Annotated in this window: 14 protein-coding genes; 13 read left to right on the top strand and 1 reads right to left on the bottom strand. The window is 46.1% G+C overall.

The features are described 5' to 3' along the window. The first annotated feature begins 6 nt into the window (after positions 1–6). The 10 genes from BLR32_RS22430 (at position 7) to BLR32_RS22385 (ending at position 14,870) form a co-directional block, all read left to right on the top strand. On the top strand, positions 7–1,590 hold the full coding sequence (locus BLR32_RS22430) for a carbohydrate-binding protein (RefSeq protein ID WP_176842396.1): 1,584 nt from the start codon (positions 7–9) through the stop codon (positions 1,588–1,590). Positions 1,591–1,601: 11 nt separating this feature from the next. After that, on the top strand, positions 1,602–2,642 hold the full coding sequence (locus tag BLR32_RS22425; RefSeq protein ID WP_089835107.1) for a DUF5007 domain-containing protein: 1,041 nt from the start codon (positions 1,602–1,604) through the stop codon (positions 2,640–2,642). Between the two features lie 25 nt (positions 2,643–2,667). Beyond that, a complete protein-coding gene (locus tag BLR32_RS22420; protein WP_245705501.1) occupies positions 2,668–5,799 on the top strand; it encodes a SusC/RagA family TonB-linked outer membrane protein in 3,132 nt (1,043 codons plus the stop codon). 19 nt (positions 5,800–5,818) lie between these two features. Further along, on the top strand, positions 5,819–7,345 hold the full coding sequence (locus BLR32_RS22415) for a RagB/SusD family nutrient uptake outer membrane protein (RefSeq protein WP_176842395.1): 1,527 nt from the start codon (positions 5,819–5,821) through the stop codon (positions 7,343–7,345). A gap of 10 nt (positions 7,346–7,355) precedes the next feature. Beyond that, on the top strand, positions 7,356–8,057 hold the full coding sequence (locus BLR32_RS22410; protein WP_143011548.1) for a hypothetical protein: 702 nt from the start codon (positions 7,356–7,358) through the stop codon (positions 8,055–8,057). Between the two features lie 17 nt (positions 8,058–8,074). Then, positions 8,075–9,649: a DUF5008 domain-containing protein gene (locus tag BLR32_RS22405; RefSeq protein ID WP_176842394.1), complete on the top strand. Its 1,575-nt coding sequence runs from the start codon at positions 8,075–8,077 to the stop codon at positions 9,647–9,649. 17 nt (positions 9,650–9,666) lie between these two features. After that, on the top strand, positions 9,667–11,394 hold the full coding sequence (locus BLR32_RS22400) for an alkaline phosphatase family protein (RefSeq protein WP_176842393.1): 1,728 nt from the start codon (positions 9,667–9,669) through the stop codon (positions 11,392–11,394). A gap of 29 nt (positions 11,395–11,423) precedes the next feature. After that, a complete protein-coding gene (locus tag BLR32_RS22395) occupies positions 11,424–12,806 on the top strand; it encodes a discoidin domain-containing protein (protein ID WP_143011547.1) in 1,383 nt (460 codons plus the stop codon). 273 nt (positions 12,807–13,079) lie between these two features. Continuing rightward, a complete protein-coding gene (locus tag BLR32_RS22390; protein ID WP_089835100.1) occupies positions 13,080–13,607 on the top strand; it encodes an O-acetyl-ADP-ribose deacetylase in 528 nt (175 codons plus the stop codon). Between the two features lie 111 nt (positions 13,608–13,718). Next, entirely contained in the window at positions 13,719–14,870 is a 1,152-nt protein-coding gene (locus BLR32_RS22385; protein ID WP_089835099.1) for a glycoside hydrolase family 172 protein, read from the top strand. Here the strand turns inward: BLR32_RS22385 and BLR32_RS22380 are convergent. Further along, the gene (locus BLR32_RS22380) at positions 14,867–15,259 is read right to left on the bottom strand and encodes a response regulator (protein ID WP_089835098.1); all 393 of its coding nucleotides are present in this window, start codon (positions 15,257–15,259) and stop codon (positions 14,867–14,869) included. The genes BLR32_RS22385 and BLR32_RS22380 overlap by 4 nt on opposite strands. Positions 15,260–15,883: 624 nt before the next feature. Between BLR32_RS22380 and BLR32_RS22375 the strand changes: the two genes are divergently transcribed. The 3 genes from BLR32_RS22375 (at position 15,884) to BLR32_RS22365 (ending at position 20,099) form a co-directional block, all read left to right on the top strand. After that, positions 15,884–16,396, top strand: a complete 513-nt coding sequence (locus BLR32_RS22375; protein ID WP_089835097.1) for a hypothetical protein — start codon at positions 15,884–15,886, stop codon at positions 16,394–16,396. Between the two features lie 40 nt (positions 16,397–16,436). Beyond that, complete coding sequence (locus BLR32_RS22370) at positions 16,437–17,441, top strand: AraC family transcriptional regulator (protein ID WP_089835096.1); 1,005 nt, start codon at positions 16,437–16,439, stop codon at positions 17,439–17,441. Positions 17,442–18,233: 792 nt separating this feature from the next. After that, positions 18,234–20,099, top strand: a complete 1,866-nt coding sequence (locus BLR32_RS22365) for a beta-N-acetylhexosaminidase (RefSeq protein WP_089835095.1) — start codon at positions 18,234–18,236, stop codon at positions 20,097–20,099. Positions 20,100–20,171: the final 72 nt, after the last annotated feature.

The raw sequence follows: 20,171 nt of genomic DNA, 5'->3' as shown, positions 1-20,171 counted from the left end.
AGATATATGATCAACATAAAGAAGCTGCTGGTTGCAGGGCTGGGAATACTATTGCTATCTACAGCCTGTAAAAAGGACAGTGGGTACTACAGTTATCAGAATCAGCTGAGGGAGTTTGATGGCACCACCTTTGAGTTCCTGCAAAGCGAACATCAGTACGATTCTTTCCTGCTGGCAGTGGAGAGAGTACACCTGACGGACTCATTGAAGTCAGGTCTGTATACGGTATTCGCACCTACTGATGCCAGCTTCAAACAGGCCATTGAAAATATGAATACGCTTCGCACTATTCAGGGCCGGGGGCATATGTTCATCGGCACCGTGCCCTTTGAACAACTTGATACCCTTGTGAGTCGCTACATTATCAGGGATACATTCCCTTCCCGCTCAATGGTATTACAGGATGGTATCAGGCTGACTGCTATAAGGTATAACTATCCTATGCATGGTAAATTCAATCGTACCAATGCAGAAGGTCATGTGAATGGCGGGCCGGGTGTGATCACCTTCAGTGATACCAAAGGTGTGATCTACACCAACCGGTGGAGTAAAGCCAGCACAGTAGCCATTGATATAAAAACCAAAACAGGACTGGTAAATGTGCTGGATAAAGATCACATGTTCGGCTTTGATGAATTCATCCCCAGGATGAACCCCACAGTGTCTGCTCCATGGAATGAGTTTCCGTTCTACATACCTGGTGTAGTAGGACTGGAGCAATTCAACCGCGGCGGCAACAAGGTGGCTTATCTGGATTTCTCGTTGAATAACCAGGGAGGTCAGTATCGTCCTGCAGAACAGGTGGATATTACTACTGCCTCCAGTGAAAATGGCCTCAAGGTAGGATGGACAGAGACAGGAGAGTGGATGGATTACACTGTTGAGGTCACAGAAACCGGCGAATATGATATGACGCTACGATATGGTAGTGGTGGATCTGATGGCCGGGTACACATCGAAATAGATGGAAAGCCGGTAATAGGCAGTGCAATGGTAATGCCTGGGACGGGCGGCTACGATACATTCCGCGATATCACTACAACAGTGCAGCTGACTGCAGGCCGTCATCTTATGAAGCTGTTTTTCGACTTTGCCAACTTCGATCTGCGTTACCTTAAATTCCTCCGTAAAGGCGCTCCAATGACCATCCCTGGCGTGATTACCCTTGAAGACTATGATAGCGGGGGAGAAGGAGTTGGATATCATGACAATAACACAGGAAACAATGGTGGTAAATACCGTCCATCTGAAGGCGTGGATATTGACTTCTCCAGAAATGAAGGAGGCGGCTACCAGGTGGGCTGGACCGAGACCGGCGAATGGATGAACTATACAGTGGTGGTAAAACAAACAGGCTATTACAACACATTCGTACTCGCCGGTTCCAACAGGAGTGATGGGGTTATTCATCTTGAGTTTGACGGCGTGGATGTTACCGGCCAATTGAAAATGCCTAATACCGGCGATTATCATAAAAGACAGAACGTCGTTACCAGTGTCTATCTAACTAAAGGAACGCATGTGATGCGCCTGTTTGTAGACCATGAAGGATTTGATGTGAAGTCTGTCACATTCCGGCCATTAAACTAAAATTACTACCCATGCGACGACTTTTTATATTACTGTCTTTACCACTGTTATTCTTCGCCTGCCGGAAATGGGCGGCGGATGATCTCGACTATCTCAGCAAACGTGCGGTGTATAACCAGAAGGTATTCGCTCCTGTGCTGGGAAGGACAACTTTATACTCCCAGATCTTTAATACAGATAACTCTACCACACCGATTAACTTCCGCATACTGAATGTCAGGTATAAGAAGGATGGTAAACCTACCAATGATTTTGATCAGAAAGTGGAAGCACTGGTATGGAAGTCATCTTATACCGGTTATGAAAAATCATTGGCAGAGATAGAAGCTAAACGTGGCATAGAGACACATTCCGTTTTTGAAGTCAGACAACAGTCAGGCGATTTTGTACTCTGGGCAGAAGCGGTCGGCACTGCCATGCGACAGCAACCTGACTCCGGTTATCTGTTCGATGTGGAAGCATCCAATTCCGGTGGCACCAATATGTATAAAGACATTTCCCTGATGCCGTTCCGGGAACAGGCTTATGCGCCTTATGAATATGATGCGATCACAGGCGCACACCGTGCGAATTATCCTAATCCTAATGATTCATCCGTATTTGAGCTGATCTACAACCATCCGGGCGTATACAACATGATAGATGACGCCACTAATCTGCCATTAAAAGGCGATAGTGTCAGGGTATTCTTTCATCGCAAAGGAAACGGCAATTCTTTGTCCTTCAAGTTCATGGATAAGGACTCTCTGCCTATCGATCCTCAAAAATTCAATCTCACACCCTGGGATTCCATTTTACATGGCTTCAATAGGCAGATGACTGCAACGGAAGTGACTTACGAGGTGGCTTACCCGATTCCTGCAATGCGCTTTAGAACAAAATATACAAATGGTGATGGTTCACAGGCATATGTAAGGTTCAGCTTCACCAGGGTAGGCTTTGGAAATGTCAGGGAGACCGGCGTGCTGGACCTGAATTTCAATATCTATCAGAAAGGTGACTGGGAGATCATCTTCTATTTCAGGAATAACCCAAGGTTCAGGGATGAATGAGTTAACAACACAAAAAACTGTGACTATGCAATGTCTGCGTTTATATAAAATGATAGGACTGTTACTGCTGCTGCCAGTACTGGTGGCGCAGGCACAGGAGAAAGTACAGGTAAAGGGCGTGGTAAGGGATGCCCAGACCAATGAGCCACTGGTGGGTGTAAGTATCATGGCGGGCACTCCGCCTAAAGCAGTAGGTGTTACCAATGCTGCCGGTGCTTTCAGCGTATCCGTTGCACCGGATGCTGCTTTGCTGTTCCGCTATATCGGCTTTTCAGATTATAAGTTTAAGCTGAAAGACAAACGTGATCTTGTAATAAGGCTGGTGGTAACGGAGAACAAACTGAATGAAGCGGTGGTGATCGGTTATCAGAAGAAGACCAGGGAAGTGACCACAGGTTCTGCCGTGATTGTAAGTGGTAAAGAACTGCAGGATATTCCTGTATCGAATGTGGAACAGCTCTTACAGGGGCGTGTAGCCGGTCTGAATATCCAGAACAATACCGGTACACCTGGTGGCCGTGGTATCATACAGATCAGAGGCTTGTCCAATATCAGTGTTACCGGTAGCGGTAATGATGCTTTTCTTTCGCCGACTTCTCCACTATATGTAATTGATGGCGTGCCGGTGGAAGCAGACGCTAACTTTGAATATGGTTATCAGTCGGCAGGACCTGGCGTAAGCCCTCTGTCATTGATTCCTCCGGAAGATATTGAAAGCATGGAGATCCTGAAAGACTCGCAGGCTACGGCTTTGTACGGATCAAGAGGTGCGTATGGCGTAATCCTGATCACGACAAGACGTGGTAGTTCTCCTATCCCCATCGTAAGATATACCGGTAACTTCTTCATCAATAATCCTCCTAAGCTACGCCCTACTATAGGTGGTAAGGAAGAGAGGAGAATAAGGCTGGGTATGATCTACGGAGGAAATAACATGGAAGATATTTACAAGATCTCTAACCAGGCTTTCCTGGCGGATAGTTTGAATCCCTATTACAACAACTCTACAAACTGGCAGGATGTGTTCTATGCCACTACTTACAACCAGACACACAACGTGAATATCAGCGGTGGTGATCCTAAGTTTAACTATAAAGTAGACCTGGGATACTATCATGAAAATGGTGTGATCCGCAATACAGGATTTGACCGTTATTCTATTAATACCAACATGCTGTATCAGCCTAATCCTAAATTCAGGGTATTCACTACTTTGTCCACACAGGTAGGTAGAAGAAATAAGGGTGATGGTAATGGCCTTACGCAAAGTGGTGTATCGAATAATGCGTCTGCATCATCATTGTTGCCGGGACCTTCTTTTTACCAGAGTACTGCAGGTGTGTTGTCTGCACTGAATACCCGGAATGACAACAAAACAGGAAACGTGCGCAGCAGTCTTGATGTGAGCTATCAGCTGGTACAGGGACTGAACCTCGGTTCCAGCGTGAGTTATGAATATGCTTCCAATACGGAGGATAGATTCACACCTGCAGAGGCGCATAATGATTTCTCGCAGATCTATGCTTACAATGACCGGAAGTACACATTGTACAACCGTAACACGATATCATACAACTATATCCTTAATACAAACCACAATTTCTTCATTTCTGCTTTTAACGAATTCTATAACCGCGGTTTCCAGGCACAGGTGATTCAGCAGGAGAAAACGCCGAATAACCAATACGAAGGACCGCTCGGTTATGATGGATATGCTTCCCGCGGGGGAGGTCTCCTGGATAACTACAGCAAACAGCACGTGGCCTCCTTTGCAGGAACATTTTCCTACAATTACAAGCAGAAGTATGTACTGGATGTCAGCTACCGTATGGACGGTACATCCAGCAGCGGGTTCGAAGATCCTTACTCAAAAAATCCCGCTATCGGACTCCGTTGGAACTTCAATAAGGAACCGGGTCTGAGCGACAGTAAATGGCTGACCTATGGTTCATTGCGTGGTAGCTGGGGACAAAACATCGTACCTACCGGAGATATCTTTTCCATCTATGGTACCTATGATCCCCGTGGTACCTACAATGCCAATCCCCGCTTAGGTATCAACTTCGGCCGGTTGCCCAATACCTATCTGCAGCCTACTGCCACTACACAGTATAACTTCGGTTTTGAGGCTGGTTTCTTTGACAGCAGGCTAGAGGTGATCTTCGATGGTTATTACAAAACGGTGAAGAACCTGCTGCGTACCAAATCATTGTCTAATATTACCGGCTTCAATGAGATCACTACCAATGAAACTTCGCTGATCAACTACGGTTATGAACTGACTTTCACCTTCCGTCCGCTACCCCGTACCAGTGAAGTGCAATGGACTATCTCCCTGAATGGCGCTCTGAATAAAGACGTGCTGACCAGTCTCCCGAATGGTGCAAGACAGTTAGTGCAATATGACAATTCGACCAGTCAGCATACCCTGTTCCGTGTAGGTCGTAACAGTCTTACGAACTACCTGTTGAAAACAGAAGGTGTTTACGCCACTGATGCAGATGTACCAGTAGATCCTGCTACAGGGCAACGTTTCCGAACAGCAAGCGGTACTTACTTTAAAGCGGGTGATCCTATCTGGAAAGATGTGGATGGTAACTATATCCTGGATGGAAATGACTATGTGCCTGCCGGTAATTCACAGCCGCTGATCACTGGTGGTATACAGTCTTATGTGAACTGGAAAAACTTCTCTCTCAACATCAGCACTTCTTTCACACTTATCAGGGATATCCTGAACAATGCATTTGCAGAGAGAATGCAGTTCCTCGGAGATCCTTACAATCAGAAAGCCATGGTCGACTTCAGCGATGTAGACTATTGGAAAGGACCGGGTTCCACGGCAAAATATCCTAATCCATTTGACTATAAACGCTATAACGACATCCGGCCTTACCGCTATGATCAGACGCTGATACAGGAAGATGGTTCTTATTTCAAGGTGAATACAGTAACGCTGGCTTACCTGGTAAACAGGAAGTTCACCAGCCGCTACAGCATCAACTCTGTCCGTATGTACCTGTCCTGCAATAACCTGATCACCTTCTCGCCATACAGTGGTCCTAACCCGGAGAATGTATCTGCCCTGGGTCGTGACCAGTCGGGAGGTTATCCTATTGCCCGCAGTTACAACTTCGGGATGAATGTTGAATTCTAATGTTTTTAAAAGTATTGCTATGCTCCGGAGGTTTATTTATATCACTGCCTGTTTACTGCTCTGCAGTCAGTACGGGTGTAAGAAGTTCCTGAATGTGCAGCCGCTGGACAGGCTTTCAGGAAACACGTTCTTCAAGTCAGCAAAAGATGTGGAAGACAATATCTGGGATATCTATGGCCTATTCAGAGATGCTGCAGGTGCCTGTCCGCTGTTTGCACTGGCAGGAGAAGCGAGGGGCGGTATGCTGGCAATGTCACCAAAGGGTGACGGGGCAGACAGGACCTTCGTTGAATATGTGGCCAAGAATGACCTGATACCGGTTATTTACAGGCCACCAGGCAAAGACTTCTGGGACATCTTTGATCTTTATATGCTGGCAGACTGGAAGCCCTATTATCGTGTGATACAGGCTTGTAATATCCTGATCTATGAAATAGACAGGCGTGACATACCCGATCTGGAAGATGCCCGTAAAAGGACCTATAAAGCAGAAGCCACCTTTATGCGTTGCCTTTCTTATTTCATCATGGTACGACTCTGGGGAGATGTGGCATACTATACAGATGCTTATCACCAGGATCCTTTGCCCAGGGAAAAGATGGTGACTGTGATGAATAACTGTATCGCCGACCTGACAGCTGTATTAGGAGATCTGCCCTGGACATTTACGGAACCTGCTTACCAGGGCGCCCGTACCAGCAGAGGGTCAGCAGTTGGACTGCTGATGGAAATGCATATGTGGAATGCAGGTTTTGATAAAGCGAATGCGCAAAAGTATTACCAGGCTACTGCTGATCTGGGTAATGAACTGATGAACAGCGGCGCTTACATGCTGTTGCCGATAGAGGAATCGTTCACCATCTTCAAAGGCCGTTCAAGAGAAAGCCTCTTTGATATAGTGATCAGCTCCAACTATGGAGAAGGACTGGCCGAGAAGTGGAATGACCTTTCTGAGCTGGTAGTGCACTATCCATATAAACGTCCCGCCTGGAATCACCAGTACAGTTTCTGCTACTTCCGTGCAGAGTACCTGCGTCGCCTGTATCCTTCCGGCGTACCTGACGCCAGGATACAAATGTGGTTTGACTCACAGATGTTTTCCAATGACGGCACATTCATGTTCCTCAAGTATAACAGTCTTTATGAGCAGGGTAATGAAGATGTGAATGTGGATAACAACCTTATTATACTACGGTACGCCGGAGCTATTCTGCTAAGAGCCGAAGCACTGGCAGAACTGGGACAGACAGATGAAGCGATCCGTTTGATGAATATGATCAGGCAGCGTGCAAAGACTACATTATACCAGGGAGGATCAGGCCAGGCCCTGAAGGATGCCATTTTCACGGAAAGGGCAAAAGAGCTGATGATGGAAGGTCACTACTACTTTGATGTGGTGCGCACCGGCAGGGTAACAAGCCAGCAATGGTGTTATTATCCGCTTACACAGGCGCAATTCGACAATGGCGGCTGGACATGGCCTATCAACTCTGCCGCGCTGGATAATAATCCCTATATGCAACTGAACAATTATTGGTTAAGATAAAACAATACTTATGCGGACAATACTGTGCTTTATGGCTGCCCTGTTACTGGGTTTGTGCGCCTGTAATAAAGATAAATACTACCAGGACTCCGGTACCCACGATCCTGCTTTTAAAGGAACTACGCTGGGCTACCTGGACGCGGTGCCTTTCTATTTCGATAGCGTAGCAACTATAGTGAGACTGGCTGGCATGGAAGAGGTGTTTAGCCGTGATACGCTTACCTTCTTTGCTCCGACCGACAGAAGTGTGCTGCGATTGGTGCATAGTCTTAACTATGAGCTGTATCGTTTGGGATATGATACTGTGAAGGTGCTGTCAGATGTGCCACAGGAGATCTGGTTCAAATACCTGCAGCGGTATATGTTCCATGGCCGTAATGAGCTAAAGGACTATCCGCAGATAGATTATAATCTGCTGAACACTTATCCGGGGCAGGGTTACCTGTCTTGGAATGGTACGCCTATGAATATCGGTGTTGTATATCACGATGATAACGGTGTGAAATACGTGGGATACCGGCAGCTCTCCATCGCTTGTATCCCCGATCCTGCGAGACCCAGAGAGAACTGGATCATTGACTATATAGCCTCCTGTAATATCACTACTTACAACGGGGTAGTTCATACACTGACGGATGATCATTACTATTTCGGATTCCAGGCAGATCTCTTCATTGCAGATATGATTGACGTAATGGAAAACGGAGGTTAATAAAAAGCATGCATCACATGAGAATAATTTCAATGGCAGCGCTGTTAATGATGCTTTTCATAACAGCCTGTAAAAAAGATAAAACGTATGATGATCCTTATGCCGGAGGGAAAGAGCCACTGGGTGTAACGTTAAGTACGGAAATACCGAATCCGTCAGAAGCTGCACCGGGTACAGTGATCACCTTTAAAGGCAAGGGACTGATGAAACACAAAGATTCCCTGCTATTCAACTTTAATGGAGAAGTCGCAGAGATTGTGAAGGTGGATTCTACCGGCATACAGGTGAAAGTGCCTGTTACTGCCAGTACAGGTGTGACCTCTGTAACAATCGGTGATCAGATCTTCTTCGGCCCTCTGTTTAAAGTGAAGGGTAACCTGGATATCGACAATAACTATAAGGTAGTCGTAGGCGCCGACAGCTGGGTGAGTGACGTATATCGCTTCGCTGACGGAAGGCTCTTACTGATAGGCGACTTCCTGGACTATGAACGTAAAGGTATTGTAAGACCCATCAGCAGGATAGTACTCACTTCCCGCGATGGAGAAATGGATCGTAGCCTTCAGTCGGGAAGAGGGGCAGATGGTTCACTGAACAGTATAGCGGCATTACCCAGTGGCAAGCTGGTGGTAGGTGGCAGCTTTGCTTCCTACGATATCCATCAGGCCGAGATCCGCAATATCACCGTGCTGAATAGTAACGGTTCTCTTGACTCCATGAGTGTGAATACTTTTACAAAAAAAGATACAGTACCTTCTTTTAATGGAGGTACGGATGGAAGGATCTCCAAGGTCTTTGTGTATAATAACCGTATTACCGCTATTGGTAGTTTCAATTATTACCTGCGCTTTGTATATGGTAAATCAGATTATCTGCAGGAAAGGGATTCACTCGTGACTGATAGTACCCTTGTTCGCCAGTTGATACGTTTTTATCCGGACGGTACGCTGGATTCTTCCTTCAACTACGATCTGGCGCGCCACAGGAGCTTTGATGGTCCTAATGGTCCTATCAATGATGCCTACCAGCAGGCCGACGGGAAGATCATCATTGTAGGCCGCTTTACGCGCTATAACGGGCAACCTGCACCTTATATCGCACGTCTGAACCTGGACGGTAGCCTGGATCCCGGCTTTGGTGGCAGCGGCGCTGATAATGATATTGTTACCATCCGCTATAATGAAACTACACAAAGGTTCATGCTGGCGGGGAACTTTGATAAGTTCGATGGTACTGCACACAGCGGGCTGGTGATGTTGCGGCCAGACGGTACACCTGATGAACAATTCAACGCAGCACAAAGAGCTTCCAATGAGGCTTACTGGTGTGCACAGCAGTTAAGCAATGGACTGGTAATAGTCAACGGTAATTTCGCCCGCTATGAAAACGTACACCGCAGTGGGTTTATGGTGCTGGACAAGACAGGCAAACTGGCGCAGGGATATAATAATACCGCTGATTTTTCAGGCTTTCTGCTCAGGGTGTTTGAAACCATCAATACCTCCGGACAAACACAGGCCCTCATTATGGGAAGGTTTAGCCGTTTCAATAATAAAGAGATCAATAACGTAGTTCGCCTGTTATTCAAATGATAAAATTATCCGCATATATGAAGAATTTCAACCGGCTGGCAGTGATCATTACGGTTGTACTGCTTTCAGCCTGTAACAAAGGCTATGACAGGCTGCTCGATGACAGGGAATATGAAGATACGACAGGTGTAACCGGTAAGCAGCCTAAAATACTGTTTCTCATGGTAGATGGCGCCCGTGGAGAATCTGTAAGAAGTGCACAGGCGTCACACCTGCTTGAACTGGGGGATAATGCCATCTATTCCTGGAACAGCATCAGCGATACGCTTAGCCTGGATGCTACCGCATGGGCAGATCTGCTGACAGGTGTGCGTAAGGAAAAGCATGGTGTGGTGAAAAGTGATTTCAGCGATAACAGGCTTGGGCAATATCCTGTCTTCTTCAAATACATTAAAGCGCGTATGCCTGCATTCAGAATAGCGGCGTATAGCGCTACAGATTCACTGGGTAAGATGCTGATCACTGATGCAGATGTGAACCGGACCTTTAGCAATGACGACGATGCAACAGAGCAGGCTATCCTTGATGAACTGAAGATCGATACCGCCGGATTGATATTCGGGCAATTCAGTCAGGTAGCCACTGCCGGTAAGGCTTATGGTTATGATGTCAGCATACCGGAATACAAGGCGGCCATCCTGCGTGTGGATGAATATATCGGTAATATTATGAATGCCCTGCGGCAACGTAAGAACTATCAGCATGAAAACTGGCTGGTGGTGGTAACATCCGGTAGAGGAGGTCCCTTCAGTATTTCACCTGATGAAGACGATGGCACCATCCTCAGTAATCCGAAGGTGAACACCTTCACTATTTTCTATTCTCCCCGTTATACGCCAAACTTCATAGACAGGCCTTATACGGGAGCCCGTTATACAGGCAAGGCAGTGCGTCTTTATGGAAAAACAGCCAATGATGCTGTATATGCTACCATTGACGAAGGAAAGGAAGACCTGGCCCTTGGTAAGACCAATGAAGTGACCATCGCACTGAAGATCAAAAAGAACAAGACCATTTATGGTGACTATTCCTATACCTATCCTAATATCATTGGTAATAATCTCTCCCTCGACTGGTGGAAGAATACCGGTTGGGCCATGTCTTTGGAAACAAACGGCTGGGGCGTGCACTACGGACAGAATGGCGCCGGCTTTAATATGGCGACCGGCGCCAATATCAGTGATGGTAAATGGCATGACCTGACTGCGGTGTTCCTGAACAGGGATAATAAACGTTTCATCCGCCTGTTCACCGACGGCAACTTTAACACGGAGGCGGAGATCACTTCTTATGGCAACTTTGATACCGACGACCCGCTGACACTGGGATATGTGCCGGGGAATGTAACCGATGATAACCGCTGGCTGAATGCCTATGTTACGGAGATCCGTTTCTGGCGGGCCGCATTGCCTGACAATGTGATCAAGGAATATGTCTGTGCGGAAGAGTTACCTACTTCTCATCCTTACCACGACTACCTGATAGGATACTGGCCATGCAGAGATGGTTTTGGTGGCGTATTCAAGGATCAGACGGAATACAAACATGATTTCCAGCTACACAATAACTACCAGTGGGATGATTTCAGTGACCTGATGTGCCCCAGCTCCGCTTCCAACCTGTCGCAACTTGTGCCACAGCCTGTGGACGTGGCCCGGCAGATCATGAACTGGCTGCAGATAGCGGTAGATACCAAATGGCAGATGGATGGCAGGGTATGGGTAACCTCGTATGTATCTATCTGAATATATTTTTTAACTGCAAATACGCTGATATGAGTCGCAATATGCTCCCTGTGTTGTTACTGCTCCTGTTGTCCGGAATGCTGTCCTGTAAAAAGGATGACAAGTTCCAGGATGAGCAGCTGAATCCTGTGAATGTATCCATTCAAAGCACCAATGGGCGGATAGCTGTGCCTTCGGGCGACAATTACACTAAAACAACAGATTACCTCAATATACCGGTTAAGGTTGTACTCTCTGCCACTGCTCCCAAGATCTTCACGATGGACGTGCATGTGAACAACGATACCATCACACACCTGATAGAACAGCAACAGCTGGGAGATGCAGTATTGCTGGAAGATGTTTATTATCAGTTGCCCAGAACGGCAGAGATCCGCTTTGGGATAGATACATTCACCCTGCCTTTGCAAGTCAGTATGCAGGCTGTTGAACGGTATTATGGTAAAACGCTGGCGCTGGCAGTGGGACTGTCCGATGTAGGTAAAAGTAACACCCTGGATGCCGCAGGTAAAACAGCCATTTTGCTGATCAATACAACTGAAATTATCCGGCAGGAGGATATTCATTATATCTCCTTTGCGGGGGCAGGCAGTGTACTACAGCAGCCTTCGGGGACTAATCACGTGCTGGGTACCAACGAAGTGATGCTGCCGGTTACTGTAACGCTGGGAGGTGTAGCAGGAGGCGCCTTTACCGTGAATGTCAGCGCAAGTCCTGATACTGCGCAGGCATTGATAGATGATGGTACATTGAGTGGCTCCGCATTACTGAAAGAGGGCGATGATTATAGCATCCCATCTACACTGACATTCCCTGCGAACACAAATACGGCAAGATTTAATCTGGTAGTGAAAACAGAAGCATTGAAAAGAAATGCGCAGAATAAACCAGTGCTGGCATTAAGTCTTAGTAACCCCACTAAGCACCTGCTGGATGCGGAACACAGTACTATTGTAATGACATTGGATCCTTTCAGACTGATAGAAACAGATATAACCAATACCAATATTGGTTATAAGACACAATACGAAAATACCAGTAATGCGAATGAGACATCAGGTAAGTTGATCGACAACAATATTAACTCGAAGTTCCTGTTGTTTAATTTCTCCACGGTTTGGGCGCAACTGGAGTTTGCTACTCCGCAAACCACTGGCGCCTATACCATGACGTCTGCCAATGACGCCCCAGAACGTGATCCTAAAAACTGGACACTGGAAGGGTCGGATAATGGTACAGACTGGACGGTGTTAGATACGCAGACGGATCAGTCTTTTGGCTCCAGGTTCCTGACGGTGAAGTATACCTTCAACAACCAGGTAGCGTTTAAATTCTATCGCCTGAACGTATCTGCCGTGAAAAACAGCTCATTATTCCAGCTGGCCGAGTGGCGGCTTTTAAAACGTCCATAATATTTTTCCTGTTCCCTCAGAACCAGGAGGTTTAGATCCGGGGGCCGGTAATTACCGGCCTCTTTGTATTTTTGTATTGTCCCTTCTATCGGTATAAGATCTCTTTCAAATCAGGTACGTCAGAACGAGGATTGTACCTGATTAAATACAAGATAGACCGAAAAGAAGAGGAACTTACAAAAGGGATGCTGAATTTATAAAAATAGACAGGAAATCGGCAACAGATTTGTATAAGATTATATTTGCATACAGACATGACGAATAATAAAAATTATGAAGATAACGCTGTTACAAGGCGACATCACCAAAATGGAAGTAGACGCTATCGTCAATGCAGCTAATTCGTCTTTATTAGGCGGAGGTGGCGTGGACGGCGCTATCCATAGGGCCGGAGGACCAGCCATCCTGGAGGAATGTCGTAAGATCCGCGATAGGCAGGGCAGATGTGCAGTAGGAGAAGCAGTGATCACGACAGCCGGCCGACTACCTGCGAAGTATGTTATCCATACAGTCGGGCCTGTATGGAACAAAGGAAATGATGAAGAGAAAGCATTACTGCGGGATGCCTATCAGAATAGCCTGCGGCTGGCAGTCAGATATGACGTGCAGACGATTGCCTTCCCTAATATCAGCACTGGTGTATACCGTTTCCCTAAACAGATTGCTGCGGAAATAGCGGTAGCTGCCGTGACGGATTTCCTGAGAACAGACAACAAGATAAGTAACGTGATATTCGTCTGCTTCGAAAAAGATAATTACGACATCTATTCTCAACTGCTTACCCAACAGGGAACCATATAGGTTTCCGCGGTAATGGCGTGAATTAATGATACGGGCGTGGTTGCAGCTGTGTGCAATCACGCTTTTCTTTTTTAAGATTCATTTAGTACTTTTTACCGTAAAGTAAATTCCATGAAAAAATTCCCGTTACTAGTACTCCTGTTCTGTTTTACTGTGCCAGTATTTGCGCAACAATTCAATGGCCTGGATATGAATCTTGGCAACCTGTACCGTTTATCCAATGCGAAGACCCGTTCTATCAGCCCGGAAAATCTCACAGGCGAGAAAGGGAAAGGAGGGATGGCTACTCCCCAGAAAGACGCTCCTGTCAATACTGCCAATGCCTCTCATGCGGCACGTGAACTGGGGCAGGGATGGAAGGTGAATCCCTTTGTTATTATTAAACCCGGACAGACATTCACACTCGGTGAAATAAGCGGTCCGGGAGCTATCCAGCATATCTGGATGACGCCGACAGGTGTATGGCGTTATTCCATTCTGCGTATATACTGGGATGATGAGAAGGAACCCTCTGTGGAATGTCCTGTGGGCGACTTTTTCGGTATGGCCTGGAATGAATATGTACCGCTGAATTCCATGGCTATCACCGTTAATCCCGGCAGCGCCTTTAACAGCTATTGGATGATGCCTTTCCGGAAGAAATGCCGTATCACGATGGAGAACATCAATACGGAACAAATGACGCTGTATTACCAGGTGGATTATACACTGACAGATGTGCCTGATGACGCCGCCTATTTCCATGCACAGTTCCGCCGTACTAATCCTGATACCACATCAGATTATGTGCTGGTAGATAACATCAAAGGAAAGGGGCAATACGTGGGCACCTTTATGGCCTTAGGAGTGAATAATTCCGGCTGGTGGGGAGAAGGGGAGATCAAATTCTTTATGGACGGAGATACGAAGTTCCCTACTATCTGTGGAACAGGCACTGAAGATTATTTCTGTGGTTCCTATAACTTCGATAGAGGAGGCAAGTATACAGAGTTCTGTACACCTTATGCAGGATTACATCAGGTAATACGTCCTGATGGAACATACCGGGTACGGCAGCGTTTTGGTATGTACCGCTGGCATATTATGGACCCTATCCGTTTTGAAAAGGAACTGCGGGTTACTATTCAGGATCTGGGCTGGCGGGAAGGAGGAAGGTATCTGCAACAGCATTCAGATATCTCCTCTGTTGTATACTGGTACCAGACAGAACCGCATCAGCCGTTCCCGAAACTGCCTGTAAAGGATAAACTGGAAGTTTATTAGGCAAGAGCTTTAACCAGTACAATTTCTAACTGTTTGCACAGTTCGCCAAAGCTGGAAGGTTTGGTCAGGAAATGTGATGCGCCGAGTTCGGCAGTCTCAATGCCATCTTTTTCTCTTAATGAAGTGGTGAAAATAATGATGGGAATATGGCGATAGGCGCTTCTCTTTTTTATTTCAGTCAGAAACTGTTTGCCATTCATCTTGGGCATATTTAAATCCAGGAAGATAAGATCGCATTGGAGGCTGCCACTTTCCAGCATCCGTAAGCCTTCTTCTCCATCGGAAGCAAAGTGACAGGTAGCGGCGCTATCCACGATGGACATCGCCTCTCCAAAAAGCTCCTGATCATCCCTGTCATCGTCTACCAGTAAAATTACTTTTTTTGCCATACGTGCCGCAAAATTAGGGATAAATCGCCAATCTATGGCGGGTTTAGGCAGAATGTTTACATATATCAGATATTAGAAAAATGGTGCATGAGTGTGCCTTGTAGTGAGTGTAGTACATACTGCAGTAAAGATATGTAAGTTGCTGCTGCAAGGCAGCTGTATACTACTGCAAATTTCCACGAATGTCTCTCAGCTGTTTCGGCAAACGCGGTATGAGAAAGAGCATTACTATAATGTAATAAAACAGAACGGCTTATGATTATTAACAATCGGTGTAATTTTTTTTGCAGGAAATATCGTATATTCAATAGTCACAAATAGTCTATAATGCAATGCTGCACTGGGATTGCAGTATTGCAGGGAACCCAGTTGATCCCCTGTAGGGTACGGATAAAAGTTAACCTGATTGAAATGGAAGACAACGTTTACTGGCGCATACTCAACGCGCTGTCTTTGAAATTGTGTTCATGCTTCACTCATCCAGGTGTTCAGGTAGTTAACCGCCAACATTACTGCAACGACTCCGCAGCACAATCTGTAAGCTGGTTGAATATGCATCCCGGATAGATAGTATGAATGCAATGGTCCCTATCAAGTTCTCTTCCTCATTTAATAATAACTAACATGAAACTAGACGTTAACTTTAATCCACTTTTGACATTTCAACAAACTGAAAACGTACCTGCAGCACTTGAGCATTATCTGTCTTCGGAGAAACCCCCGTTATTTTATACTGCACCCCAGTGCAATGTGCTGATACAACAGATGCAGCTCTTTGAAAGAAGCTTCTGGTATACAGTTATCAGCGCTACAGAAGATAACCTGCTGTTGAGATTTGACCTGGTGCCCGGTCTGAACAAATTATTGATCTACACAATTCAGAATGATGATGAAATGATGTTTCTGCATCAGGACATTGGAATTGATATAGGGGAGAATGATTACTGTTACCTGGGAGGCGGCTTTCAATCAAAAGACCTGCGGGTGCTGGTCAGTAAAGGTACCTATCAGTCACTGGCATTCCCCTTTTCTGCTGAACAGGATGATACTGAAAGTATGAAGAGTGCCGAAACTTTTTCGTTCGTAAACAAATTTCTTTTCGCGCTGGGACTGTTGAATACAGAAACCCGGAAGTAGCGACAGATACCATTTATTCTATCATAAAAACCTTACCAATATGCCAATTGAGTTCCGGTTGCCTGACCAGTTAGCGCAGGACGTGGTGGTAACGCATGCCGTACCGGCTCGTTACCGCAAAATGAGATTGCCCATTGAAGATACTGCAGCATTGTTCTTATCCGGTAAATGGGGGGCCTTGCTTAAACAGAAGGTGCAGGTTGCAGATAGCTTTTATTGTGAATTATATGCCGAACCGGCAACAGACATGGAATTACTACTCTCAGTCACAAAGCCGGTCATTATCATGCAGACAATGATGACCGGCAGTATACATGTTATGTATGGTGATAGTCGTATGCAATTACAACCCGGAAAAGTAGGTATGCAATACCTGGCGCCAGGAATTACTTACACCATTAGTCTGACAGCAGGACAACACTATCGCAGCGTTTACTTCCAGACGCCCGCAGCTATGCTGGAGGAACTGAGTGACACCTATCCGCAGATAACTGATATGTTGCAAACCGTAAAGGCCGGTAATGGCGTGTCAGCACATCTGCCCTACATCCGCCTGAGCGCCGCCATGCGCAGCGAAATAGAGAAAATGAAGAATTGTCCGCTGATAGGGCAGGCGCGCGCCCAGTATTATAATAACCGCATCAGTGATGTGGTGATCGCTTACCTGGATAGTATGCATCGCATTACATTACAGGATAGCAGGCTGATATTGCTGCATGAAAAAGAGATCGACGAATTTATTGAAAGGGTGGATAAATGCCCGGAAGAACATGTGAACGTGGAACAGCGTGCGCATGCCCTGGGATTGACAGAGCGTGCACTGGAAAACGCTTTCAAGTTGAAGCTGGGCAGCACTGTAAAGATATACATACTACAGCAGCGGGTGGAGAAAGCCAAACAGTTATTGCTGGCTACCATGCATACAATAACAGACATCGCTATGGAAGTTGGATATTCTGACCCCTCTTATTTTATCAGGGTGTTTAAGCAGACGGAGGGCGTTACTCCCGGACGGTACAGAAGTGATCACAGTGCAGCAATATAGCTGTGTATAGGATAAAAGAAATAAAAAACTGCTGATAATTTGCCGCCTTTGTCCTATCCGTTTTATGTATGACTAGCGATATTTGAATTGTAAGATTATCCCCTATAAAAAGCCATTACGTTTAAAATTGTTAATACCACAAAAGAAGTTTTCTTATGAAAAATCTCTAAAAGAGCCTTGTTTGTAAAATGATTTTCAGGTCTTGTTTAAACTGTCATAGCGTAACATATTTTGCCTTTTCATAATAATGCGGGCAGGCATTCTTCCGGGATGCTGTTTTCCTCAACTACTTACGGAGTAAGTATGCCTGCAGAAGATCAATCAGTCGGATGTCCACTCCTTTGCTTGTGCAAAGGTTTGGAGTCCGCTGACAGAGAAGGTCTGAACAGCTCTTTTTAATGGTATATTGAGGATATCTAGCCGTTCTGCCTGTCGAGGCGGGACATTCTGAAACTGACTACATTATAGCCCATGGAGATGGTCATCCGATGGGTAACCATCAAAATGTGAAGCTTGTTCGTAAACATTTTTTAAGCGTTAGTGCCGGCCTGCCACTTTTCTTCATCCATTGAATAGCCCCTCCGAAAGGCAGACTGTACGACCGCAATACAGTTACATATTGGCTCAATGTTCCCTCGTTAACCTCGTGAGTCAGCAACTGTATTTTTAATCGTTCCGGGAGAATTGCCATCAGGCTTTTTTCCCGGAATTTGTATTTTATTCCCACTGCTCACAACCTGCACCCGGAAATGCCCGGTATTTGTTATCTTATAGCCCACAAATCAACTCTCCATGAAGTATCCCGCATTATTATGCTTAGCGTTATGCTGCCTGTTCCTGCAGGCTTTTGCCCAGAAAAGGGTTCACGTTATACCAGAACCGGTGTCCGTACAGGAGCAACCGGGTGAATTTATTGTCGACAAGAATGTCGCCATTACTACCACGTCAACGGATAAACAGCTGGCCGGCACCCTGCAATGGTTTTCTGACCGCGTAAATACCGCCACGGGATTCCGTTTAAAACAAACCAGGCAGCCCGGTGCCAAGGCTATCAACGTTGTCCTGAAGCAGGGAGAAAAAGCGGAAGGGTATACCCTTGCCGTTACACCTAAAGAGGTGACTCTCACAGCAGGGAGCCCGGCGGGTGTTTTTTATGGTCTGCAAACCTTATTGCAACTGCTGCCACCGGATATTGAGAGCAGTAAACAGCTTGTCCGTAACTGGACGATTCCCTGTGCCACTATTACAGATTATCCCCGTTTTGGCTGGAGAGGGCTGATGCTGGACGTAAGCCGTCATTTCTATACGAAGGAAGAGGTAAAGCGCTACATCGATGAAATGGCCAAATACAAGTACAATATCTTCCACTGGCACCTGAGCGATGACAATGGCTGGCGTATAGAGATCAAAAGCCTGCCGGAACTTACAAAGACCGGCGCATGGCGTGTACCACGTACCGGCAGATGGGGTAATTTTGAAGTGCCCCAGCCGGGAGAAGCTGCTACTGACGGTGGTTTCTATACCCAGGAAGATATAAAGGAAGTGATAGCCTATGCCCAGGCCCGTTATATCACCATCTTGCCAGAAATAGATGTACCTGCACATAGCCTGGCTATGATCGCTTCTTATCCTAACCTGTCCTGTACCCAACAGCAGTATAGCGTAAATCCGGGTAGTCATTTCTACAAAGCAGAAGATAATGCATTATGTATAGGTAATGATTCTGTTTACCTGGTGCTGGACAAGGTCTTCACTGAAATAGCAACCTTATTCCCCTTCAACTATGTGCATGTGGGCGGTGATGAAGCCTATAAAGGCTTTTGGGATAAATGTCCGAAGTGCCAGAAAAGAATGTCGGAAGAGCATCTGAAGAATGTAGATGAGCTGCAGAGCTATTTTGTGAAACGCATGGAAAAGATACTGAAAAGCAAAGGTAAAAAGCTGATAGGATGGGATGAGATCCTGGAAGGAGGATTAGCGCCAGAGGCAACTGTTATGAGCTGGAGAGGAATGAAAGGTGGTATTGAGGCAGCAAAGCAGAACCATCATGTGGTGATGAGTCCCTGGGCCTTTTGTTATCTCGACCTGTACCAGGGTGACCCTGCTGCAGAACCACCTACCTACGGCATGTGCCGTCTGACTGATTCGTACAACTACGACCCGGTGCCGGAAGGAGTGGAAGAGCAATACATTCTCGGTGGACAGGGAAACCTGTGGACAGAATCCGTATCAAATTACCGGCATATTCAATACATGACCTGGCCAAGGGCACTGGCACTCTCTGAAGTGTACTGGAGCCCGAAATCAAAACGTAACTGGGATGATTTCATTAACAGGATGGAAATGGAATTCGTGCGTATGGATACTGCTCATATCAAATATTCGCGCAGCGCCTGGAATGCTATTGTAAAACCGCAGCAAAGCAATGGCGGAGAATTGTCAGTACAGTTATCAACCGAGATCAAAGGACTGGATATCTATTACACATTTGATAATTCTGATCCTGATAACTGGTACCCGCGTTATACCGGACAGCCGCTGGTTTTCCCAAAGGGCGCAACAAATTTGAGTGTCATTACTTATAGAAATGGAAAGCCCGCAGGAGAGCAGGTTACCGTTAGTAAAGAAGACCTGTTAAAACGACTAAAAGATAACTGATTAATACCCAGCCGGGTAATTTGTAAAAGCGTCGTCTGAGTTATCAGACGGCGCTTTACTGTATTACATATA

Origin of the sequence: Chitinophaga filiformis, from assembly GCF_900102545.1 — a bacterium.
Classification (GTDB): domain Bacteria; phylum Bacteroidota; class Bacteroidia; order Chitinophagales; family Chitinophagaceae; genus Chitinophaga; species Chitinophaga filiformis.
This window is presented reverse-complemented; position numbering and strand designations above follow the sequence as displayed.

Bases quoted from the DNA above. Each gene is read 5' to 3' on its own strand.
- BLR32_RS22430 (WP_176842396.1), top strand. From the start codon at position 7: ATGATCAACATAAAGAAGCTGCTGGTTGCAGGGCTGGGAATACTATTG.
- BLR32_RS22425 (WP_089835107.1), top strand. From the start codon at position 1,602: ATGCGACGACTTTTTATATTACTGTCTTTACCACTGTTATTCTTCGCC.
- BLR32_RS22420 (WP_245705501.1), top strand. From the start codon at position 2,668: ATGCAATGTCTGCGTTTATATAAAATGATAGGACTGTTACTGCTGCTG.
- BLR32_RS22415 (WP_176842395.1), top strand. From the start codon at position 5,819: ATGCTCCGGAGGTTTATTTATATCACTGCCTGTTTACTGCTCTGCAGT.
- BLR32_RS22410 (WP_143011548.1), top strand. From the start codon at position 7,356: ATGCGGACAATACTGTGCTTTATGGCTGCCCTGTTACTGGGTTTGTGC.
- BLR32_RS22405 (WP_176842394.1), top strand. From the start codon at position 8,075: ATGAGAATAATTTCAATGGCAGCGCTGTTAATGATGCTTTTCATAACA.
- BLR32_RS22400 (WP_176842393.1), top strand. From the start codon at position 9,667: ATGAAGAATTTCAACCGGCTGGCAGTGATCATTACGGTTGTACTGCTT.
- BLR32_RS22395 (WP_143011547.1), top strand. From the start codon at position 11,424: ATGAGTCGCAATATGCTCCCTGTGTTGTTACTGCTCCTGTTGTCCGGA.
- BLR32_RS22390 (WP_089835100.1), top strand. From the start codon at position 13,080: ATGAAGATAACGCTGTTACAAGGCGACATCACCAAAATGGAAGTAGAC.
- BLR32_RS22385 (WP_089835099.1), top strand. From the start codon at position 13,719: ATGAAAAAATTCCCGTTACTAGTACTCCTGTTCTGTTTTACTGTGCCA.
- BLR32_RS22380 (WP_089835098.1), bottom strand. From the start codon at position 15,259: ATGGCAAAAAAAGTAATTTTACTGGTAGACGATGACAGGGATGATCAG.
- BLR32_RS22375 (WP_089835097.1), top strand. From the start codon at position 15,884: ATGAAACTAGACGTTAACTTTAATCCACTTTTGACATTTCAACAAACT.
- BLR32_RS22370 (WP_089835096.1), top strand. From the start codon at position 16,437: ATGCCAATTGAGTTCCGGTTGCCTGACCAGTTAGCGCAGGACGTGGTG.
- BLR32_RS22365 (WP_089835095.1), top strand. From the start codon at position 18,234: ATGAAGTATCCCGCATTATTATGCTTAGCGTTATGCTGCCTGTTCCTG.